Source organism: Streptomyces sp. RPT161, assembly GCF_027533845.1.
GTDB classification, from domain to species: domain Bacteria; phylum Actinomycetota; class Actinomycetes; order Streptomycetales; family Streptomycetaceae; genus Streptantibioticus_A; species Streptantibioticus_A silvisoli_A.
Map to the genome: position 1 here is coordinate 133,764 of NZ_JAPZVN010000004.1, position 16,825 is coordinate 150,588.

General features: G+C 70.0%; 18 protein-coding genes and 1 tRNA gene. 14 read left to right on the forward strand and 5 right to left on the reverse strand.

Annotated elements, in window-relative coordinates:
• Positions 1-42 precede the first annotated feature (42 nt).
• From tadA to O5O46_RS11645, 7 genes are all read left to right on the forward strand, one after another.
• Positions 43-543, forward strand: coding sequence for a tRNA adenosine(34) deaminase TadA (gene tadA / locus O5O46_RS11615; RefSeq protein ID WP_269855271.1), 501 nt, complete (start codon positions 43-45; stop codon positions 541-543).
• Positions 544-553: 10 nt separating this feature from the next.
• Positions 554-643 (forward strand) — tRNA-Ser (locus O5O46_RS11620).
• 646 nt (positions 644-1,289) lie between these two features.
• Positions 1,290-1,454 carry a hypothetical protein gene (locus O5O46_RS11625; protein ID WP_269855272.1) on the forward strand — a complete coding sequence of 55 codons (165 nt, stop codon included), beginning with the start codon at positions 1,290-1,292 and terminating at the stop codon, positions 1,452-1,454.
• A gap of 127 nt (positions 1,455-1,581) precedes the next feature.
• A complete protein-coding gene (locus O5O46_RS11630) occupies positions 1,582-1,875 on the forward strand; it encodes a Dabb family protein (RefSeq protein WP_269855273.1) in 294 nt (97 codons plus the stop codon).
• A gap of 328 nt (positions 1,876-2,203) precedes the next feature.
• Positions 2,204-3,184: an RNA polymerase sigma factor SigF gene (locus O5O46_RS11635; protein WP_269855274.1), complete on the forward strand. Its 981-nt coding sequence runs from the start codon at positions 2,204-2,206 to the stop codon at positions 3,182-3,184.
• Between the two features lie 163 nt (positions 3,185-3,347).
• Complete coding sequence (locus O5O46_RS11640) at positions 3,348-4,220, forward strand: RNA polymerase sigma factor SigF (RefSeq protein WP_269855275.1); 873 nt, start codon at positions 3,348-3,350, stop codon at positions 4,218-4,220.
• 44 nt (positions 4,221-4,264) lie between these two features.
• The gene (locus tag O5O46_RS11645; RefSeq protein WP_269855276.1) at positions 4,265-5,035 is read left to right on the forward strand and encodes a hypothetical protein; all 771 of its coding nucleotides are present in this window, start codon (positions 4,265-4,267) and stop codon (positions 5,033-5,035) included.
• Positions 5,036-5,102: 67 nt separating this feature from the next.
• Here O5O46_RS11645 and O5O46_RS11650 read toward each other — a convergent pair whose 3' ends face one another.
• Complete coding sequence (locus O5O46_RS11650; RefSeq protein WP_269855277.1) at positions 5,103-5,318, reverse strand: hypothetical protein; 216 nt, start codon at positions 5,316-5,318, stop codon at positions 5,103-5,105.
• 65 nt (positions 5,319-5,383) lie between these two features.
• Here O5O46_RS11650 and O5O46_RS11655 point away from each other — a divergent pair, with 65 nt between their 5' ends.
• The 4 genes from O5O46_RS11655 (at position 5,384) to O5O46_RS11670 (ending at position 10,546) form a co-directional block, all read left to right on the forward strand.
• Positions 5,384-6,325: an aldo/keto reductase gene (locus O5O46_RS11655; protein ID WP_269855278.1), complete on the forward strand. Its 942-nt coding sequence runs from the start codon at positions 5,384-5,386 to the stop codon at positions 6,323-6,325.
• 168 nt (positions 6,326-6,493) lie between these two features.
• Positions 6,494-7,003 (forward strand): MarR family winged helix-turn-helix transcriptional regulator, encoded by a 510-nt coding sequence (locus tag O5O46_RS11660; RefSeq protein ID WP_269855279.1) that lies wholly within the window; start codon positions 6,494-6,496, stop codon positions 7,001-7,003.
• A gap of 2 nt (positions 7,004-7,005) precedes the next feature.
• The gene (locus O5O46_RS11665; RefSeq protein WP_269855280.1) at positions 7,006-9,564 is read left to right on the forward strand and encodes an MFS transporter; all 2,559 of its coding nucleotides are present in this window, start codon (positions 7,006-7,008) and stop codon (positions 9,562-9,564) included.
• A gap of 136 nt (positions 9,565-9,700) precedes the next feature.
• A complete protein-coding gene (locus tag O5O46_RS11670) occupies positions 9,701-10,546 on the forward strand; it encodes a YceI family protein (RefSeq protein ID WP_269855281.1) in 846 nt (281 codons plus the stop codon).
• 33 nt (positions 10,547-10,579) lie between these two features.
• Here O5O46_RS11670 and O5O46_RS11675 read toward each other — a convergent pair whose 3' ends face one another.
• The 3 genes from O5O46_RS11675 to O5O46_RS11685 form a co-directional block, all read right to left on the reverse strand.
• Positions 10,580-11,347, reverse strand: a complete 768-nt coding sequence (locus O5O46_RS11675; protein ID WP_269855282.1) for a TetR/AcrR family transcriptional regulator — start codon at positions 11,345-11,347, stop codon at positions 10,580-10,582.
• Between the two features lie 49 nt (positions 11,348-11,396).
• Entirely contained in the window at positions 11,397-12,908 is a 1,512-nt protein-coding gene (locus O5O46_RS11680; protein WP_269855283.1) for an MFS transporter, read from the reverse strand.
• Positions 12,909-13,082: 174 nt separating this feature from the next.
• A complete protein-coding gene (locus O5O46_RS11685; RefSeq protein WP_269855563.1) occupies positions 13,083-13,859 on the reverse strand; it encodes a response regulator transcription factor in 777 nt (258 codons plus the stop codon).
• A 201-nt stretch (positions 13,860-14,060) separates the two neighbouring features.
• Between O5O46_RS11685 and O5O46_RS11690 the strand changes: the two genes are divergently transcribed.
• The 3 genes from O5O46_RS11690 to O5O46_RS11700 all read left to right on the forward strand — a co-directional run bounded on the left by O5O46_RS11690 (position 14,061) and on the right by O5O46_RS11700 (position 15,960).
• The gene (locus O5O46_RS11690) at positions 14,061-14,924 is read left to right on the forward strand and encodes an LLM class F420-dependent oxidoreductase (RefSeq protein ID WP_269855284.1); all 864 of its coding nucleotides are present in this window, start codon (positions 14,061-14,063) and stop codon (positions 14,922-14,924) included.
• Positions 14,925-14,992: 68 nt separating this feature from the next.
• Positions 14,993-15,406 (forward strand): VOC family protein, encoded by a 414-nt coding sequence (locus tag O5O46_RS11695; protein WP_269855285.1) that lies wholly within the window; start codon positions 14,993-14,995, stop codon positions 15,404-15,406.
• Positions 15,403-15,960 (forward strand): NADPH-dependent FMN reductase, encoded by a 558-nt coding sequence (locus tag O5O46_RS11700; protein ID WP_269855286.1) that lies wholly within the window; start codon positions 15,403-15,405, stop codon positions 15,958-15,960. The genes O5O46_RS11695 and O5O46_RS11700 overlap by 4 nt, the downstream gene beginning before the upstream one ends.
• 22 nt (positions 15,961-15,982) lie before the next feature.
• Here O5O46_RS11700 and O5O46_RS11705 read toward each other — a convergent pair whose 3' ends face one another.
• Positions 15,983-16,765, reverse strand: coding sequence for an alpha/beta fold hydrolase (locus O5O46_RS11705; RefSeq protein WP_269855287.1), 783 nt, complete (start codon positions 16,763-16,765; stop codon positions 15,983-15,985).
• Positions 16,766-16,825 lie beyond the last annotated feature (60 nt).

Consider the following 16,825-nt stretch of genomic DNA (forward strand, 5'->3'; position numbering starts at 1 on the left):
GGTCCCCACGGCGATCCGCTACGGGGGCCGTGGGCCGCGTCCATGCGGCTCGCCCTGGACGAGGCCGCGCTTGCCCCTCGCACCGGCGACGTGCCGGTGGGCGCCGTGGTCCTCGCACCGGACGGCAGCGTCATCGGCCGGGGGCACAACGAACGCGAGGCCTGCGGCGACCCGACCGCGCACGCGGAGGTCCTGGCGATCCGCGAGGCCGCGCGGGCGGTCGGCGAGTGGCGGCTGTCCGGCTGCACACTCGTGGTCACACTGGAGCCCTGCACCATGTGCGCGGGCGCCATCGTGCTGTCCCGGCTCGACCGGGTGGTGTACGGGGCGCGGGACGAGAAGGCCGGTGCGGTGGGCTCCCTCTGGGACGTCGTGCGTGACCGCCGGCTCAACCACCGCCCCGAGGTGATCTCCGGAGTGCTGCCCGAGGAGTGCGGCAGGCTGCTCACCGACTTCTTCCGCGGCGACCCGGACCCCCGCTCCGGATCCGCCGAGGGGGCCGGAGAAGGAACCGATTTCAGCGCACGGCCCAGCGTCCGCTAAGCTCTCTCTCGGTAGCGTGTCCGAGCGGCCTAAGGAGCACGCCTCGAAAGCGTGTGAGGGGGCAACTCCTCCGTGGGTTCAAATCCCACCGCTACCGCCAGCACCCCCTCTGGGACGTGGAGACACGTGCCAGAGGGGGTTTTGCTTGTGCGTGGACCCCGTACCCCAAGCGCCCTGTGCGCGGCGCTCACGCGCCCATGTGCGCCGCGGCCGGTACGGCGCCGCACGCCGGGAGCCCAGCCCGCGCGTACCGGCGCGCGCCGACCCGCAGGGCGCGGCGCCTGGCCTGCCGCGGCGCGAGAGCCCCAACCACGGCCGGGAGATGGGGACTTGGCCCGGTGGCGCCCCCGCCTCCGGCCCACCCAGGTGGACGGACCGGGAGGCCGGGGGCGGGGCGCACCACCGGGCAGTGACGGTCAGGGGGAGCGGCTTTGGAGGGACACGTCCGCTCCCCCTGATCGAGGGGGCCTCCGGGCTCGGCCGCGGTCAGGGTGGGCCACGGCGCGGCCCCCGTAGGGGAGGTCCCGACGACCCGCCGGGTTCCTGCCAGACCCGACGGGTTCACAAACAATTCTGATCAGTTCTGGTCGTCTTCGCGCTCGACAAAGGGCCTGGATCCAGGGGACCTTGGACCATAAAAGTGCGCTAAATGACAGGCTCGGACACTGGGTGGCTAGACTCTCGCCACTGCGCGGTGTGGCGAAACCGTGGTCCGGCGCGCCACGGCTGAGGAGGCAGAGCAGGGAATGGCACAGGCGAAGAAGATAGCGATGTACCTCCTCATCGTCTTCGTGTTGTACACGATCATCACCTCCCCTGCGCGCGCCGCCCAACTGGTCCAGGTAGGGTTCGAGGGCATTTCAACCGCTGCCAAGGGCGTCGGCAAGTTCATGACGTCGCTCGTCAACTGAGAACGCGGCCAGTGGCAAGGCCTGATCGTCGGAGCGAAACGGTTCCTCGCGCCGACCGGACCGCTACCGCTCCGCGCCGACCAGCGCCTGACGGCAGGCTGTCGGCACGGCCCCAGAGGAGCGCCACATGATCCGTCACCTGGTCCTGTTCAAGCTCAACGATGGCGTCGACCGCGACGACCCCCGCGTGGTGGAGGGCGTGCGGGCCTTCGAGCGGCTCGGCGCGCAGATTCCCGAGCTGGCCTCGTGGGAGTGCGCCTGGAACATCACGGACCGGCCCGTCGCCTACGACTACGCGATCAACTGCTCCGTCGCCGACCGCGACGCACTGGTCCGCTATCTGGAGCATCCCGCCCACCAGGCGGGTGTCGCGATCTGGCAGGAAATCTCCACCTGGGTGATCGCGGACTACGAAATCTGACAGAACGCCATAGTTTTCCGAACGCGCGGCCCCTGCCCTGTGGCGGGGGCCGCGCCATGCGTAGCACGGTTCCCGAGACGGGCTCCCGGCGGGCACATGACGGCAAGAGTCACCCAACTGCCCACCAACACGGCACTTTACGGTGCTTGCACACAGTGGACATGTCTTGTGATGCTATGACCGCTTTTGCCGGATCAGTGACCGTCGATGGGTGGTGAGAGTCCTGGCCGCTCGAACCGTGCCTTCGCCATCCACGACATCCACCGACCCCCGCGCGGCGAACTCTCGTACGGCCGCGTCCCACGCCTCGGAGCCGCCCTCCCCGCCCATGGATCCGACCGAACGACATGCGGATCCGACCGACCCGCACCCAGATCCGACCGGTCACCATGAGCGGCAGGTCGACGCGTGCACGGAACCGTCCGCCGCACGCCCGGAACCGACCGAATCAGCGCCACCAGCAACCGACACCGCCTCACCCGACGCCCCGTCGCCCGACGCCCCGCCACATGGCACCCCGCAGGCCGGCCGTCCTCCCCGCAACAGCCGGGCCGCTGACGCGCGGGCCCTGACGCAGGTGCTGTTCGAGGAGCTGTCCAAGCTGGAGCCGGGCACCCCCGAGCACGCCCGGGTGCGGGCCGCGCTGATCGAGATCAACCTGCCGCTGGTGCGCTACGCGGCGGCCCGGTTCCGCAGCCGCAACGAGCCGATGGAGGACGTGGTCCAGGTCGGCACGATCGGGCTGATCAACGCGATCGACCGGTTCGACCCGGAGCGCGGGGTGCAGTTCCCGACCTTCGCGATGCCCACCGTGGTCGGCGAGATCAAACGTTATTTCAGGGACAACGTCCGCACCGTCCACGTACCGCGCCGACTGCACGAGCTGTGGGTGCAGGTCAGCGGCGCCATCGAGGACCTGACGGTGCTGCACGGGCGGTCGCCCACCACCGCCGAGATCGCCGAGCGCCTAGGGCTGTCCGAGGAGGAGGTGCTGGCCTGCCTGGAGGCCGGTCGGGCCTACCACGCGACGTCGCTGGAGGCGGCGCAGGAGGGCGACGGCGCCCCCGGGCTGCTGGACCGGCTCGGCTACGAGGACCCCGAGCTGGCCGGTGTGGAGCACCGGGAGCTGGTCCGGCACCTGCTGGTGCAGCTGCCGGAACGCGAGCGCCGCATTCTGCTGCTGCGCTATTTCGGGAATCTGACCCAGTCACAGATCAGTGCGGAGCTCGGCGTCTCCCAGATGCATGTGTCGCGGCTACTCTCGCGCAGCTTCGCTCGATTGCGATCCGCAAATCAGCTCGAAGCGTAGCTGACGAGGGCTAAGGTCACCTGACAAATAAGTCGACATGACGCTACAGCGTGTTGCCGACATGTGACATTCTGCTTGAACCGCGTTTGTCGCGGCTCGGCCTCCGGTATGCAGGTGGAGGAAACCGTTGCTCGCGACCCGTCCGCGACCTCAAGGGGGTGGCATGTCCGTAGAAGTGGGCAGTCCGAAGGTGCTGGAAGCCGAGGCGCCGTTCGACGCCGACAATGCGGCGCCGCTCAGCGCCGAAGCGGTGCTCGGCGCCGACACCGGCGAAGCCATCAACACGCGCACGCTGTCCCGCTCCCTGTTCCTGCGGCTCGCCGAACTGCCGCCGGACAGCCGGGAGCGCGGCTACGTACGCGACACGCTGATCGAGCTCAACCTCCCCCTGGTCCGGTACGCGTCCGCGCGCTTTCGCAGCCGCAACGAACCGATGGAGGACATCGTCCAGGTCGGAACGATCGGTCTGATCAAGGCGATTGACCGTTTCGACTGCAACCGCGGAGTCGAGTTCCCGACGTTCGCGATGCCCACGGTGGTCGGCGAGATCAAGCGCTTCTTCCGGGACACCTCGTGGTCGGTGCGGGTGCCGCGCAGGCTCCAGGAGCTGCGGCTGGCGCTGACCAAGGCCAGCGACGAGCTGTCGCAGCGGCTGGACCGCTCCCCCACGGTCTCCGAACTCGCGGGCGCCCTTGGGGTGTCGGAGGAGGACGTGGTCGACGGACTGGCGGTCGGCAACGCCTACACGGCGTCCTCGCTGGACTCCCCGCCGCCCGAGGAGGACGGCGGCGAGGGCTCGCTGGCGGACCGTCTCGGCTACGAGGACGCCGCGCTCGAAGGCGTCGAGTACCGCGAGTCGCTCAAGCCCCTGCTGGCCCAACTCCCGCCCCGCGAACGGCGGATCATCATGCTCCGGTTCTTCGCCAACATGACGCAGTCGCAGATCGGCGAGGAGGTCGGCATCTCCCAGATGCACGTATCCCGCCTGCTGACAAGGACGTTGGCACAGCTGCGGGACGGACTGACGGCCGAGTAGTCGCGGTCTAGGCGTATCTGACGATGCGTCAGTACACTGGCGTGATGCTTCGGACAGCCGACCGCCGGGGAAAGCGGAGGCGGAACCCAAGGGGTTCCGCGCATCGAAGGCCGGGAGCGGGCAGCGGACGGGTCCTCCTGGCCGCCTCGGCGGTCGTGCTCTGTCTGGCGGCGCTGGCGCTGCTGACCTGGGGCACGGGCGGTACGGGTGGCGGCGGCCGTCTGGCGGTGGGCTCGGCGGGCTCCTCCGCCGATCCGGCCCACGCCGTACCCCCCGACGGCAAGGTCACCCTCGTCCCGCTGGACGGCACATCCGGCTCGGCGACGCCGCCTACGGGCACCGTGGCGGCCGGTTCCACCGCACCCCGTACGAGCGAAGGCGCCTCGCGTCCGGTGGTCACCGCGCCGAGCGGCAGCGCCCGGAGCGGGCCGTGGACCAGTCCCCAGGCCCCCACGTCCCCGGCACCGACCACACCGGGCTCACCCAGCACACCCAGCGCCCCCGGAAGCCGTCCCGCGCACCTGGTGGTCGGCGGGCTGCGGCAGGCGGCGGCCGGACAGCGGTGGTGCCAGGAGGTGACCGTGGACCTCGCCAACTCCGGCGACCTGCCCGTGACTTCGGGGTCGGTGACGTTCGCCACCCATGTCATCGGCCTGCTGGGCGTCGACTGGGCGACCATCGACACCACCGAGAAGGTGCCGGTTCCGATCGCCGGAGGCCAGCGGGTGAGCAGGACCTGGGAGATCTGCGTGGACTCCTGGCGGGTCCCGTTGGGCGTGCACATCGAGACCCGGAGCGTCACGCTCCAGGCCTGAGCCGATTCCGGGCGGTATCGCCGGTGTTATGCGGGATCGACCCCGCCGCGGGGGCGCCCCCCGCGGATCATCCCAGGGCGAAGTAGGCGACCGCGGCGATGACCAGCACCGCCACGACGACGCCCACCACCACACCGGTCCGGGAGCCGCCGCGCGCGCGGCCGTACGTCGTACCGGCGCCCGCGGCCGGTCGCTGGTCGACGCCCTCGTCCACGAAGGCGCGGAACATCTGCGTGCTGCCCGCCGGGTCCGGGTTCTGGTTGGGGTTCTGGTAGTCAGCCATGACGCAGGACCCTAGCGAAGTCAGGAAGCGGAATACCAGAGACCCCCGCGGCGCTGTGGTTGACCATGGCACGTATCGGAAGTTCTGAACTCGACGTCTTTCCGCTCGCCTTCGGCGGGAACGTCTTCGGCTGGACCGCCGACGAGAAGGAGTCCTTCGAACTACTGGACGCCTACACGGCGGCGGGCGGCAACTTCATCGACACGGCGGACGTCTACTCCGCCTGGGTACCGGGCAACTCCGGCGGCGAGTCCGAGGCCATCATCGGCCGCTGGTTCGCCGCCCGCGGCAAGAGCAAGCGGGACCAGGTGGTGGTGGCCACCAAGGTCGGCTCGCACCCGGACTTCAGGGGTCTGCGGGCCGAGAACGTCAGGAGCGCGGTCGAGGCGTCGCTGCGGCGGCTGCAGACCGACCGCATCGACCTCTACTACACGCACCGCGACGATCCGGACACCCCGGTCGAGGAGTTCCTCGGCGCCCTCGACCAGCTGGTCAAGGAGGGCAAGGTGCGGGAGATCGGCGCCTCCAACATCAGTGCGGAGCGGCTCACCGAGGCGCTGGCCGCCTCCGAGCGCGAGGGCCTGGCCAGGTATGTCGCCCTTCAGCAGCACTACAACCTGGTGGAGCGCGACGAGTACGAGGGCGCGCTGGCCGAGGTCGTCGGCGAGCACGGCCTGTCGTCGGTCCCGTACTACGCGCTGGCGTCCGGCTTCCTCACCGGTAAGTACCGGCCGGGGGCGAAGGTGGACAGCGCTCGGGCCGGGAGCGCGGGCAAGTACCTGGACAGCGAGCGCGGACAGCGCGTCCTGGTGGCCCTGGACGAGGTGGCGGAGGCCCACGGCGCCGAGGTGGCGACGGTGGCGCTGGCCTGGCTGGCGGCACAGCCGACAGTGGTGGCGCCGATCGCCAGCGCCCGCACCCTCGACCAGCTGCCCGCACTGCTGGCCATGGCGGATCTCACACTCTCCGCCGACGAGGTGGCGAAGCTGACCGCCGCCTCGGCCTGAGCGAGCGGCTGAGCAGGCAGTACGTCCGATGCCGCCCGGTTCCCCTGGAGGGAGGCGGGCGGCATCTTTGCGTCATCTTTACATACCAATGGCCGAATTCATTTGCGTGTAGCAACTAACCGGGCTTAAGGTTGCTTCAGGCAACTAGTACTGACTGGGGGGTGCTCCATGGTGACGCGGACACGGTGCGCGGACCTGGTACAGCACCTCAGCGCACTGACCGCGGTCAGCCGTGGGCTCGGCCGCGCGTTGCCGCCCGACTGCCCGGCCGCCTCGGTCGCGGCGCTCCGGACACTCAGCCGGTACGGCGAGATGCGGATCAGCCGCCTGACCGAACTCCTGGACGTGGACATGTCGGTGACCAGCCGTCATGTCGCACACCTGGCGGCCCGGGGCTGGCTGGACCGCCACCCCGACCCACAAGACAAGAGATCGCGGCTGCTGCGGCTCACCCCGCTCGGCGAACAGGTCCTGCGCGTGGCGTCGGACCGGATCGCCGAGGAACTGGCCGACTTCCTCCTGGACTGGACGGACGACGAAGTGACGCAGCTCACCGTGCTGTTGGCCCGGTTGCGCGCGAGCTTCGACGACTGCCGACCGGGCCATCGCGCGACAGCGGCACACACAGAGGTTTCCCCCGCCACCGCCCCACAGGTGGCCGGGACGAGTAAAGGATGACGATGGCTTCAACCACACCGGCCGGTGTGCGGGAGGCGGATCCGAAGCGCGGTGCCCATCGGGCCCACGGGTCCCACGGCACACACGGCAACCACGGCACGCATCGGGACCACTCGGCTCCGATGACCCACCGACAGATCATGGAGGCGCTCTCCGGGCTCATGCTCGGACTGTTCGTGGCGATCCTCTCGTCCACGATCGTCTCCACCGCCCTGCCCACCATCCTCGCCGACATCGGCGGTGGCCAGGAGGCGTACACCTGGATCGTCACCGCGGCGCTGCTCGCGGTCACCGCCACCACCCCGCTGTGGGGCAAGATGTCGGACCTGGTGAGCAAGAAGCTCCTGGTCCAACTGGCGCTGGTGCTCTACATCGTGGCCTCCGTCGTCGCTGGTTTCTCGCAGAACGCCGGAACGCTGATCGCCTGCCGCGTGGTGCAGGGCATAGGCGCGGGCGGTCTGTCCGCCCTGTCCCAGGTGATCATGGCCGCGATGATCTCGCCGCGGGAGCGCGGCCGTTACAGCGGCTACCTCGGCGCCACCTTCGCGGTGGCCACCGTCGGCGGACCGCTGATCGGTGGTGTCATCACCGACACCAGCTGGCTCGGCTGGCGCTGGTGCTTCTACGTGGTGGTGCCCTTCGCGCTGATCGCACTGGTGGTGCTGCAGAAGACCATCCACCTTCCGGTGGTCAAGCGCGAGGTCAAGGTCGACTGGCTGGGCGCGTTCTTCGTCACCGCCGCGGTCTGCCTGCTGATGGTCTGGGTCACCCTCGCCGGTGACAAGTACCCCTGGCTGTCCTGGCAGACCTACGTCATGGTGCCGGGCTCGGTGGTACTCGGCCTGATCTTCCTGTTCGTCGAGAGCAGGGCGAGCGAACCGATCATCCCGCTGCGGCTGTTCCGCAACGCCACGATCACCCTCACCTCGCTGGCCAGCGTCTTCGTCGGCGTCGCGATGTTCGCCGGAACGGTGTTCCTGAGCCAGTACTTCCAGTTGGCCCGCGGCAGGACGCCCGCGATGTCCGGTGTGCTGACCATTCCGCTGGTGGTCGGGCTGTTCGTGGCATCCATGGCCTCCGGCCAGGTCATCACCCGCACCGGGCGCTGGAAGATGTTCCTGGTCTCCGGTGGTGTCTTCCTGACGGCGGGCGGCGGACTGCTGAGCCTGATGCGGTACGACACCCCGTACTGGCAGGTGGCCGTCTACATGGCGCTGCTCGGCCTGGGCATCGGTCTGATGATGCAGAACCTGGTGCTCGCCGTGCAGAACCAGGTGGCACCGAAGGACCTGGGCTCCGCCAGCTCGCTGGTGACGTTCTTCCGCTCGCTCGGCGGTGCGGTCGGCGTGGCCGCGCTCGGCGCGGCACTCAGCAACCGCATCAGCCACTACTCGTCCGAGGGCTTCGCGGCGCTGGGCATTCCGATGCCCGCCTCGCAAGGCGGCGAGGCGAACATCCCGGATCTCAAGAAGCTTCCGCTTCCGATCCGTACGATCGTCGAGAGCTCCTATGGGCACGGCATCGCGGATGTCTTCCTCTACGCCGCGCCGTTCGCGTTCGTCGCCTTCCTCCTGGTGCTGTTCATCAAGGAGGTGCCGCTGAAGACCGCGAGCGGTCTCCAGCAGACCGCGGGAGTTCCCGCGCACGACAGGGCGGCGGCGGACGCCCCCGTCACCATCCCAGCGCCGGCTCCCGAATCCGAGCTGGTCGCCGTGGCCGCAGCCGCCGATGCTCAGCCGGTCACCGTGTACGCCTCGGCGGGTAGGGGCCCGTCCGGCGAGGAGGTTCCCATGAACGGCATCACCATCCACGGTTCCGTCCGCAACGCCGAAGGCGTGGGCGTCGGTTCCGCTCATCTGACCCTGATATCCCTCCAGGGACGGCAGTTGGGCCGCGCCCAGGCCGGGACGGACGGCGGCTACTGGCTGGCCGCACCCGGTGCGGGCTCCTACGTGCTGATCGCGGCGGCCGACGGTCACCAGCCGCAGGCCACCACCGTGGTGGTCGGTGACGCGCCGCTCGGCTACGACATCGTGCTGTCCGGCACCAGCGGCCTGGCCGGTGTGGTGCGCGGCGCCGCCGACGGATCGCCGGTGGACGGCGCCATGGTGGTGGTCACCGACGTACGGGGTGAGGTGCTGGCCACCGCGAAGACCGGTGAGTCGGGGGCGTTCACCTTCGACGAGCTGTCCGCGGGCGTCTTCACGCTGGCGGTCAACGCGGCCGGGTTCCGTCCGGCGGCGCAGCCGGTGGAGGTCGGTGGCCAGGGCGTCACCCGGGTGGAGATCCAACTCGCCTCCGGCGCGCATCTGCAGGGCACGGTACGGGCCGGTGCGGACCGGCTGCCGATGGCCGACGCGCGGGTCACGCTGATCGACGGGGCGGGCAACGTCGCCGGCACGGCGACCACCGATGACGACGGCTCCTACGCCTTCACCGATCTGAGCGCGGGCGACTACACGCTGATCGCCAGCGGCTACCCTCCGGTCGCCCGCACGCTTGTGGTGGACGGCAGGGGCGAGGACGCCTTCGACGTCGAACTCGGCCACCCGGCCGAGTAACTGAAGCGACTGGCGGGCGCGCACAGCGGAGACGCGTACCGCCAGTTCGGGGGAGACGGGTTCCGGTCGGCGGCCGGAGCAGGGGACGGCCGAGGCCGTCCGACCGGGACCCGTGACCAAACCAACAGGAGATGCAATGACCACGCATGCGGGTGAGGGCAACACCGGTCTTCGGGCCCGGATCCGGACCAAGGACGGTTGGGCGGTGCAGCACGCGGTGCTGACCGTAACGGATATGACGGGCAGTCAGATACAGCGGGCGACCACGGACGACGACGGCGTGGTGCGCACCGATCCGCTGCCGCCGGGGGCGTACACGGTGATCGTGACGGCCGTCGGCTACCAGCCCACCGCCTCGACGGCGATCGTCGGTGCCGCCGGGCGAGCGGACCTGGGCAACCTGGTGCTGGCCCGGCAGGGCGGGGTGGAGCTGCCGCCGCCGGGCCCCTGGACCATCGACCCGGCGCACTCCTCGGTGGGCGCCGTCGCGCAGCACCTGGGCATCTCCAGTGTGCGCGGCCACTTCACCGAGTTCCGCGGCCGGATCGAGATCGCGGAGAACGTCGAGCAGTCGTCGGTGGTCGCGGCGATTAGCACGGCGAGCATCGACACCGGCAACAAGATGCGCGACGACCATCTGCGGTCGCCCGACTTCCTGAACGTCGACGTCCACCCGGAGATCACCTACCGCAGCACCGGCGGGGTCACCCCGGCCGGACCCGACCGCTGGACGGTGCGCGGCGAGCTGACGATGAACGCGCTGACCCGCCCGGTGGACCTGGACCTGACCTACCTGGGCACCGGCCCGGACCCGTGGGGCGGCACGCGGGCCGCGTTCCGCGCCACCGCGGAACTGCGGCGGGAGGACTTCGCGATGAACTACAACCAGGTCCTCCAGGCGGGCATCGCCGCCATCGGCACGACACTCCGCGTGGAACTCGACATCCAGGCGGTCCAGGGCGATTCGCTGCCGATGGCATAAGACGCGGGGTGCGCCCTGGGGGCGCGAGCGCCGCTATGCGTGCGGAGCGCGCCCCCGCATCGCCTCGATCCCCGCGATGACGCACTCCAGCGCGAAGCCGAAGTCGCGCTCGCGGTACTGCGCCACCGGCCCCTCCATACGTTGGTCGATGATCGGCCCGAGTTCCCCGTACTCGGGCCGATCCCGTACCGCCCCCGCCATCTCGCGGAAGAGGTCGTCCTCGCTGGTACCGGTGCTACGGCACAGTTCGGTCCAGCGGCCCTCCACCGTGCCGTACCCGTACACGAACTGGTAGACGGCGGCCAGCGCGCCGGGGATGTGTTCCGGCGCCAGGCCCGAGCGCCGCATGACCCTGTGCGCCGCGGTGCTGAACGCCACTGACTTCGGGCCGACGTTGGCGTACTCCCCCATCAGCCGGGACGCCCACGGATGCGTGGCGAGCGTCCTGCGGTAGCTGGTCGCGAACTCCCGTACCGCGTCGCGCCAGTCGCCCCCCGTCTCCGCGGCCTGTAGCGGAATCTCGGCGAACACCTCGTCCAGCGCGTATTCGAGCAGGTCGTCCTTGTTGTCCACGTACCAGTAGACGGACATCGGCGTCACCCCGAGTTCGGCGGCAAGGCGGCGCATCGAGAAGTTCTGCAGGCCGTTGGCGTCCAGCAACTGGACCGTGGTGCGCACGATCTTGCCGTGGTCGAGGCCGACCGGCTGCTGGGAGGACTTCCTGCGCCGGCCGTCCCGCGCGCCGCCGCTCAGCCACACACTCGCTTGCGGCTTGCTGGCGCGGGGGGCGGCGGGGGCCATGGGCTTCTCCTCGGTCGAGCTTGCTCAGCGGTGCGCTGCGTACGTGATGCTAAGCCGCCACTTCCGCGGGGGCCGAGCTGCGGCGGTCCGAGTCGGCGCGGTCCGCACGGTGCAGCAGGAACGCGGCGAGCAGCCCACCGGCGAGCACGGCCGCCGCGCCGACGAGTTGGCTGACGCTGACGCCGGAGGCGAACGCGTGCGCCACAGCGGTGCGTTGCTCCTGGCCGTGCGCGGCGGCCAGTGCGGCGGGCAGCGAGCTGGCGCCGATCGTGGCCGGAAGCAGCGCGGCGAAACGGGAGTTGAGCACCGCACCGAGTACCGCGTTGCCAAGGCCGTTGCCGAACTCGGTCAGCGTGCCGTTGACGCCCGCGCCGATGCCCGCGCGCTCCGGCGGGATGGCACCCATGATCGCCGCGCCCATCGCGGGCGAGGCCATGGCGATGCCCACGCCCATCGTGATCAGGCCGACCACCATTCCGCCGTAGCCGTGGCGTCCCAGTACGGAGACGAGCGCGAGGCCGAGGGCGATCAGGGTCATGCCCAGCACCACCACACCTGCCGTGCCGAGCCTGCGCAGCAACCGGGCGCCGACTCCCAGGATGTTGAGCAGTGCGATGCTCAATGCGAGCGGAACCGTGCACAAACCGGCCTTCAACGGACCGTAGCCGAGCACGAATTGCAGGTGCTGGGTGAGCAGGAAGAGGGAGCCGCCCATGCCGAACGCGACGAGGATGCCGCCCGCGACCGCGCCGACGAACCGCCTGTCACGGAAGAACCGCAGGTCCAGCATGGGATGCGGGGTACGGCGCTCCCAGAGCGCGAAGCCGGTCATACCGGCGATGCCTACGAAGGCGGGCAGCAGTACGTCGCTGGAGCTCCAGCCGTGCACCGGGCCGGAGATGATCGCGTAGACGACGCCGAGCATGCCGATGACGGACAGGCCCGCGCCGGGCAGGTCGGGCCGATCGCCCAGCGGGTTCCTGGATTCGGGGATGTAGACGGTGACGGCGGTCAGGCCAAGCACTGCCACCGGCACGTTGACCAGGAAGATCGATCCCCACCAGAAGTGGTTGAGCAGCACCCCGCCGATCAGCGGCCCGGCGGCGAAGCCGAAGGTGAGGACGGTGCTCCACAGGCCGATGGCCCTCACCCGCTCCTCGGCGTCGAAGACCTGGACGATCACCGCGAGGGTGCTGGTCATCAGGATCGCTCCGCCTACCCCCATTCCCGCGCGGGCCGCGATCAGCTCACCGGGGCTCTCAGCCAACGAAGCGATCAGCGATCCGATGCCGAAGAGCCCAAGTCCGGTCATCAACGCGCGCTTTCGACCGTATCGGTCGGCGGCGCTACCGACGGTGAGCAGCAGGCCGGACTGCGCCAGCGAGTAGGCGCTGATCATCCACTGTATGTCCGCGGTGCTCGCGCCCATTCCCTTGGTGAGGGAGGGGATGGCGACGTTCAGCACGGTGTTGTCGAGCAGGACGGTGAGGTGGGCGAGGCAGATGACGCCGAGGATCAGCCAGCGTCGGGGATGGGGCTGGATCTGGGCGGGGGCGGTCAAGGCAGCTCCTTGTACGGCGTACGGGACCACACGGTGCTGTACACCGTAGAAGTTCCCCCGTACGCCGTACAAGGCAATTTGTTCCGGCCGGGCCCTGGGCCACGTTCTGGCTTGAATTCCCCTTGGGGAAAAGGAGTTGGGTGAGGCGCCCGTAGAGCGTGGGGCGCGCGGCGATCACCCGGCTTCGGCGGGCTTGATCAGATATCCGGCGCCACGCCGGGTGTGGATCATCGGCGCCCGCCCAGCATCGATCTTGCGCCGCAGGTACGAGATGTAGAGCTCGACCACATTGGCCTGACCGCCGAAGTCATAGCTCCACACCCGGTCCAGGATCTGGGCCTTGCTGAGCACCCGGCGCGGGTTGCGCATCAGGTACCGCAGCAGTTCGAACTCGGTGGCGGTGAGGTGGATGGAACGACCGGCGCGGCTGACCTCATGGCTGTCCTCGTCCAGCGTGAGATCCCCGACGACCAGCAGCGACTCCGAGCGGATGGCCGCCGCCCCGGACCGGCGCAGCAGCCCGCGCAGCCGGGCCACCACCTCTTCGAGGCTGAACGGCTTGGTCACGTAGTCGTCGCCACCCGCGGTGAGCCCGGCGATCCGGTCCTCCACGGCGTCCTTGGCGGTCAGGAACAGCACGGGCACGTCGGGCAGTTCACGGCGCAGCCGGGAGAGCACGTCGAGCCCGTCGGCGTCGGGCAGCACGATGTCCAGCACCACCGCGTCGGGCAGGAAGTCACGGGCGGCCCGCAGCGCGGCGCCGCCGTCGGCCTCGGTGCGCACTTCCCAGCCCTCGTAGCGCAGCGCCATGGAGAGCAGATCGGCGAGCGCCGACTCGTCGTCCACGACGAGCACCCTGACCGGCGATCCGTCGGGTCGCAGCAGTTCGGTACGCCCCCCGGTCACGGGCGCGGCGGCGGTCTGACTGGTGGCGGTCCGGCTGGCGCCCATGGCGGTCCGGCCGCTCTGCGTGGAAGAAGGAATGGCAGGCATGGCCAACACCTTCGACCGCGCCGGTGAGAGCATCCTTTCCCCAATCTGTGAGTTGTCTGAGAAACTTCTGGCCGCCGCGTCGAGGAATAGCCGGAGGAAACCTCCGGTTGTCGCTGCCAAAAGGCATCACAAGCCACACCGCAACGGAGGGAACGGGCCATGGCGCTGGGACGGTACGGAATCTGGAGCATCGAACTGCGGGCGCAGCCCAACGCGGACAACGGCGAGGTCATCGAGGCCGTACAGGAACTGGAGGAGCTGGGGTACGGCGCCCTGTGGATCGGCGGCAACAGCGACATCTCCCATGCCGCCCCGCTGGTCGAAGCCACCTCCTCGATCGTCCTGGCCACCGGCATCCTCAGCATCTGGGAGCACGACCCGGCCGATGTCGCGGCCCGCCACACCGCACTGACCGCCGCGCACCCCGGCCGTTTCCTCCTTGGCCTCGGCGCCAGCCACGCCAAGCTGGCCGCCGCATACGAGCGGCCGTACTCGAAGATGGTCAGCTACCTCGACGCGCTCGACGCGGCCGAGCCCCCGGTGCCCGTCAACGAGCGCGTACTCGCCGCCCTCGGCCCGAAGATGCTCAAGCTCGCCGCCGACCGGGCGGTCGGCGCCCACCCCTACCTGGTCACGGCGGAGCACACCGCCGAAGCCCGCTCCATCCTCGGCGAAAGCGCCCTGCTGGCACCGGAGTTGAAGGTCGTCCTCGAACCCGACCCGGAGCGCGCCCGTGCCATCGCCCGGGACTACCTTGCCCACTACCTCGCCCTGCCCAACTACACCAACAACTTCCTCCGCCTCGGCTTCACCGAGGACGACTTCGCGAACGGCGGCAGCGACCGGCTGGTGGACGCGGTCGTCGCCTGGGGCGACGCGGAGCGGGTACGCGCACGGACCGACGAGTTCCTGGCGGCGGGTGCCGACCACCTCGCCCTGCAACTCGTCGAGCCCTCCGACGCCAAGGGCCTGCCGCGGGAGGGCTACCGCCGCCTTGCCGAGGTGCTGAGGCTCAAGGGCTGAGCGCTCTGGCAACCTACCCTCGGACCCGGCCCGTCGGCCCTGCCGCCCAACTCCCCCTGGAGCAGCCCATGCGTGTGATCGGCTTCGACCATCTCGTCCTCAACGTCACCGACATCGAACGCTCACTGGCCTTCTACGGCGGCCAGCTCGGCCTGGCGCCGGTCCGCGTGGACGAATGGCGCGCGGGCGAGGCACCCTTCCCCTCGGTACGGGTGAGCCCGACGACGATCATCGACCTCGTCCAGCGCCCGGACGGCTCCGTCCAGGGGTCCAACGTCGACCACATCTGTCTGGTCGTGGAACCCCTCGACTGGCAACAGGTCGTCGACTCCGGCGAGTTCACCGTCCTCGACGGCCCCGGCCCCCGCTTCGGCGCCCGCGGCACCGCCCAGTCCCTCTATGTCCGCGACCCGGACGGCAACACGGTGGAACTCCGGTGGTACCCCGTGGAGGGGAATGCGGAGAATACGGTTCTTTCATGACGCTCCTCGCGATATCCGACAGCCTGCGGGCGGCCTCTTCCAATGGTGTGCTGCTGGGTGCGGTGCTCGAACTGGCGCGGGCTGGGGGTTGGGACGGCACGGCGGTGGCCGGGATCGGCGAACTTCCGCTGTTCAACCCCGACTTGGACGGCGAGGATGCCATCGCGCCCGAGGCCGTGGATGCGTTGCGCCAGGCGGTGGCCCGGGCCGACGCGGTGGTGATCGTCAGTCCGGAGTACGCGCATGGCGTTCCGGGCGCGCTGAAGAACGCCCTCGACTGGCTGGTGAGCAGTGCGGAGTTCGTGGACAAGCCGGTGGCGGTGATCACCGCTTCGGCGAGCGGCGGCGCGTACGCCAACGCGCAGTTGCGTGAGACGTTGCGCATGATGACGGCCACGGTCGTCGAAGGGGCCTGCCTCACCGTTCCCCGCGCCGCCGCCAAGATCGACCATGCGACCGGTGACGTCACCGATGACGCCCTCCGTGAGGAATTGCGCGGGGCGCTCGGCGCACTGCGGACGGCCGTGCGGTCCGCGAGCGCGGCGGCGGACTGAGCCGCTTCGGCGGCACGCCGGGTCAGACGATGAAGTCCCTTATGAGCGCCACCAGTTCGTCGGGGCGCTCGTAGATCACCATGTGCCCGCTGTCCAGCTCCTCGTAGCGGCTGCCCCGTATCGCCTTGTGCAACTGCCGTGTGTAGGTGACCGGCACCATCTGGTCCCGGGTCGCGCCTATGACCAGGGTGGGCGCGGTGATGTCGGGCAGTAGTGCGCTGATGTCCAGTTCGGCGTCGAGGTCTATCTGGCGCCGGATGCCCTCCGGAAAACTGGTCTCCGCCACGGTCCGCTCGACCGCCGCGTCCCCGGCACCGTCCAGCCAGGCCGGGGACCAGCCCTCGGCGGTGACGAAGCGCGAGAACAGCGCCGGATCCGCCGACCACAGCCGCCGCCAGAGGTCGAACGCCAGGCGCTGCCGCGGCCCGGTGACCGCCCACCCGGCCACCAGCACCAGCCTGCTGACCATTTCGGGTCGAACGGCCGCCAGGGCCGCCGCCACGCCGGCGCCGAGCGAGAACCCCACCACGGCCACCGGCCCCGGCACCCCCGAGTCCACGATCGCCGCCTCCACCTGCCGGGCAAGGCCCTCGACGGTCAGCGGGCCGCCGGAGTCCTTCGTACCGCCACTGCCCGAGTAGTTGGGTGTGATCACCGTGTGCCGATCGGAGAAGCGGTCCACCAGATGCCCGTAGTTGCTCTCCGCGTCGCCGCCGGTGCCGTGCACCAGCACCAGCCCGGGGCCGCCGCCCGCGGTCGCGTACTCCACCAGGTCCGTCTCCACCAGGCCCGTAGCGTTCGCCACGTATCGCATGGCACACCCCTCCCGTTGCCGCGACCATTCCATAATGACCGCTACACAAAG

Bases quoted from the DNA above. Each gene is read 5' to 3' on its own strand.
- O5O46_RS11700 (WP_269855286.1), top strand. From the start codon at position 15,403: ATGACGCTCCTCGCGATATCCGACAGCCTGCGGGCGGCCTCTTCCAAT.
- O5O46_RS11685 (WP_269855563.1), bottom strand. From the start codon at position 13,859: ATGGGCGCCAGCCGGACCGCCACCAGTCAGACCGCCGCCGCGCCCGTG.
- tadA (WP_269855271.1), top strand. From the start codon at position 43: ATGCGGCTCGCCCTGGACGAGGCCGCGCTTGCCCCTCGCACCGGCGAC.
- O5O46_RS11635 (WP_269855274.1), top strand. From the start codon at position 2,204: ATGGATCCGACCGAACGACATGCGGATCCGACCGACCCGCACCCAGAT.
- O5O46_RS11650 (WP_269855277.1), bottom strand. From the start codon at position 5,318: ATGGCTGACTACCAGAACCCCAACCAGAACCCGGACCCGGCGGGCAGC.
- O5O46_RS11640 (WP_269855275.1), top strand. From the start codon at position 3,348: ATGTCCGTAGAAGTGGGCAGTCCGAAGGTGCTGGAAGCCGAGGCGCCG.
- O5O46_RS11630 (WP_269855273.1), top strand. From the start codon at position 1,582: ATGATCCGTCACCTGGTCCTGTTCAAGCTCAACGATGGCGTCGACCGC.
- O5O46_RS11670 (WP_269855281.1), top strand. From the start codon at position 9,701: ATGACCACGCATGCGGGTGAGGGCAACACCGGTCTTCGGGCCCGGATC.
- O5O46_RS11665 (WP_269855280.1), top strand. From the start codon at position 7,006: ATGGCTTCAACCACACCGGCCGGTGTGCGGGAGGCGGATCCGAAGCGC.
- O5O46_RS11625 (WP_269855272.1), top strand. From the start codon at position 1,290: ATGGCACAGGCGAAGAAGATAGCGATGTACCTCCTCATCGTCTTCGTG.
- O5O46_RS11645 (WP_269855276.1), top strand. From the start codon at position 4,265: ATGCTTCGGACAGCCGACCGCCGGGGAAAGCGGAGGCGGAACCCAAGG.
- O5O46_RS11660 (WP_269855279.1), top strand. From the start codon at position 6,494: ATGGTGACGCGGACACGGTGCGCGGACCTGGTACAGCACCTCAGCGCA.
- O5O46_RS11690 (WP_269855284.1), top strand. From the start codon at position 14,061: ATGGCGCTGGGACGGTACGGAATCTGGAGCATCGAACTGCGGGCGCAG.
- O5O46_RS11675 (WP_269855282.1), bottom strand. From the start codon at position 11,347: ATGGCCCCCGCCGCCCCCCGCGCCAGCAAGCCGCAAGCGAGTGTGTGG.
- O5O46_RS11655 (WP_269855278.1), top strand. From the start codon at position 5,384: ATGGCACGTATCGGAAGTTCTGAACTCGACGTCTTTCCGCTCGCCTTC.
- O5O46_RS11695 (WP_269855285.1), top strand. From the start codon at position 14,993: ATGCGTGTGATCGGCTTCGACCATCTCGTCCTCAACGTCACCGACATC.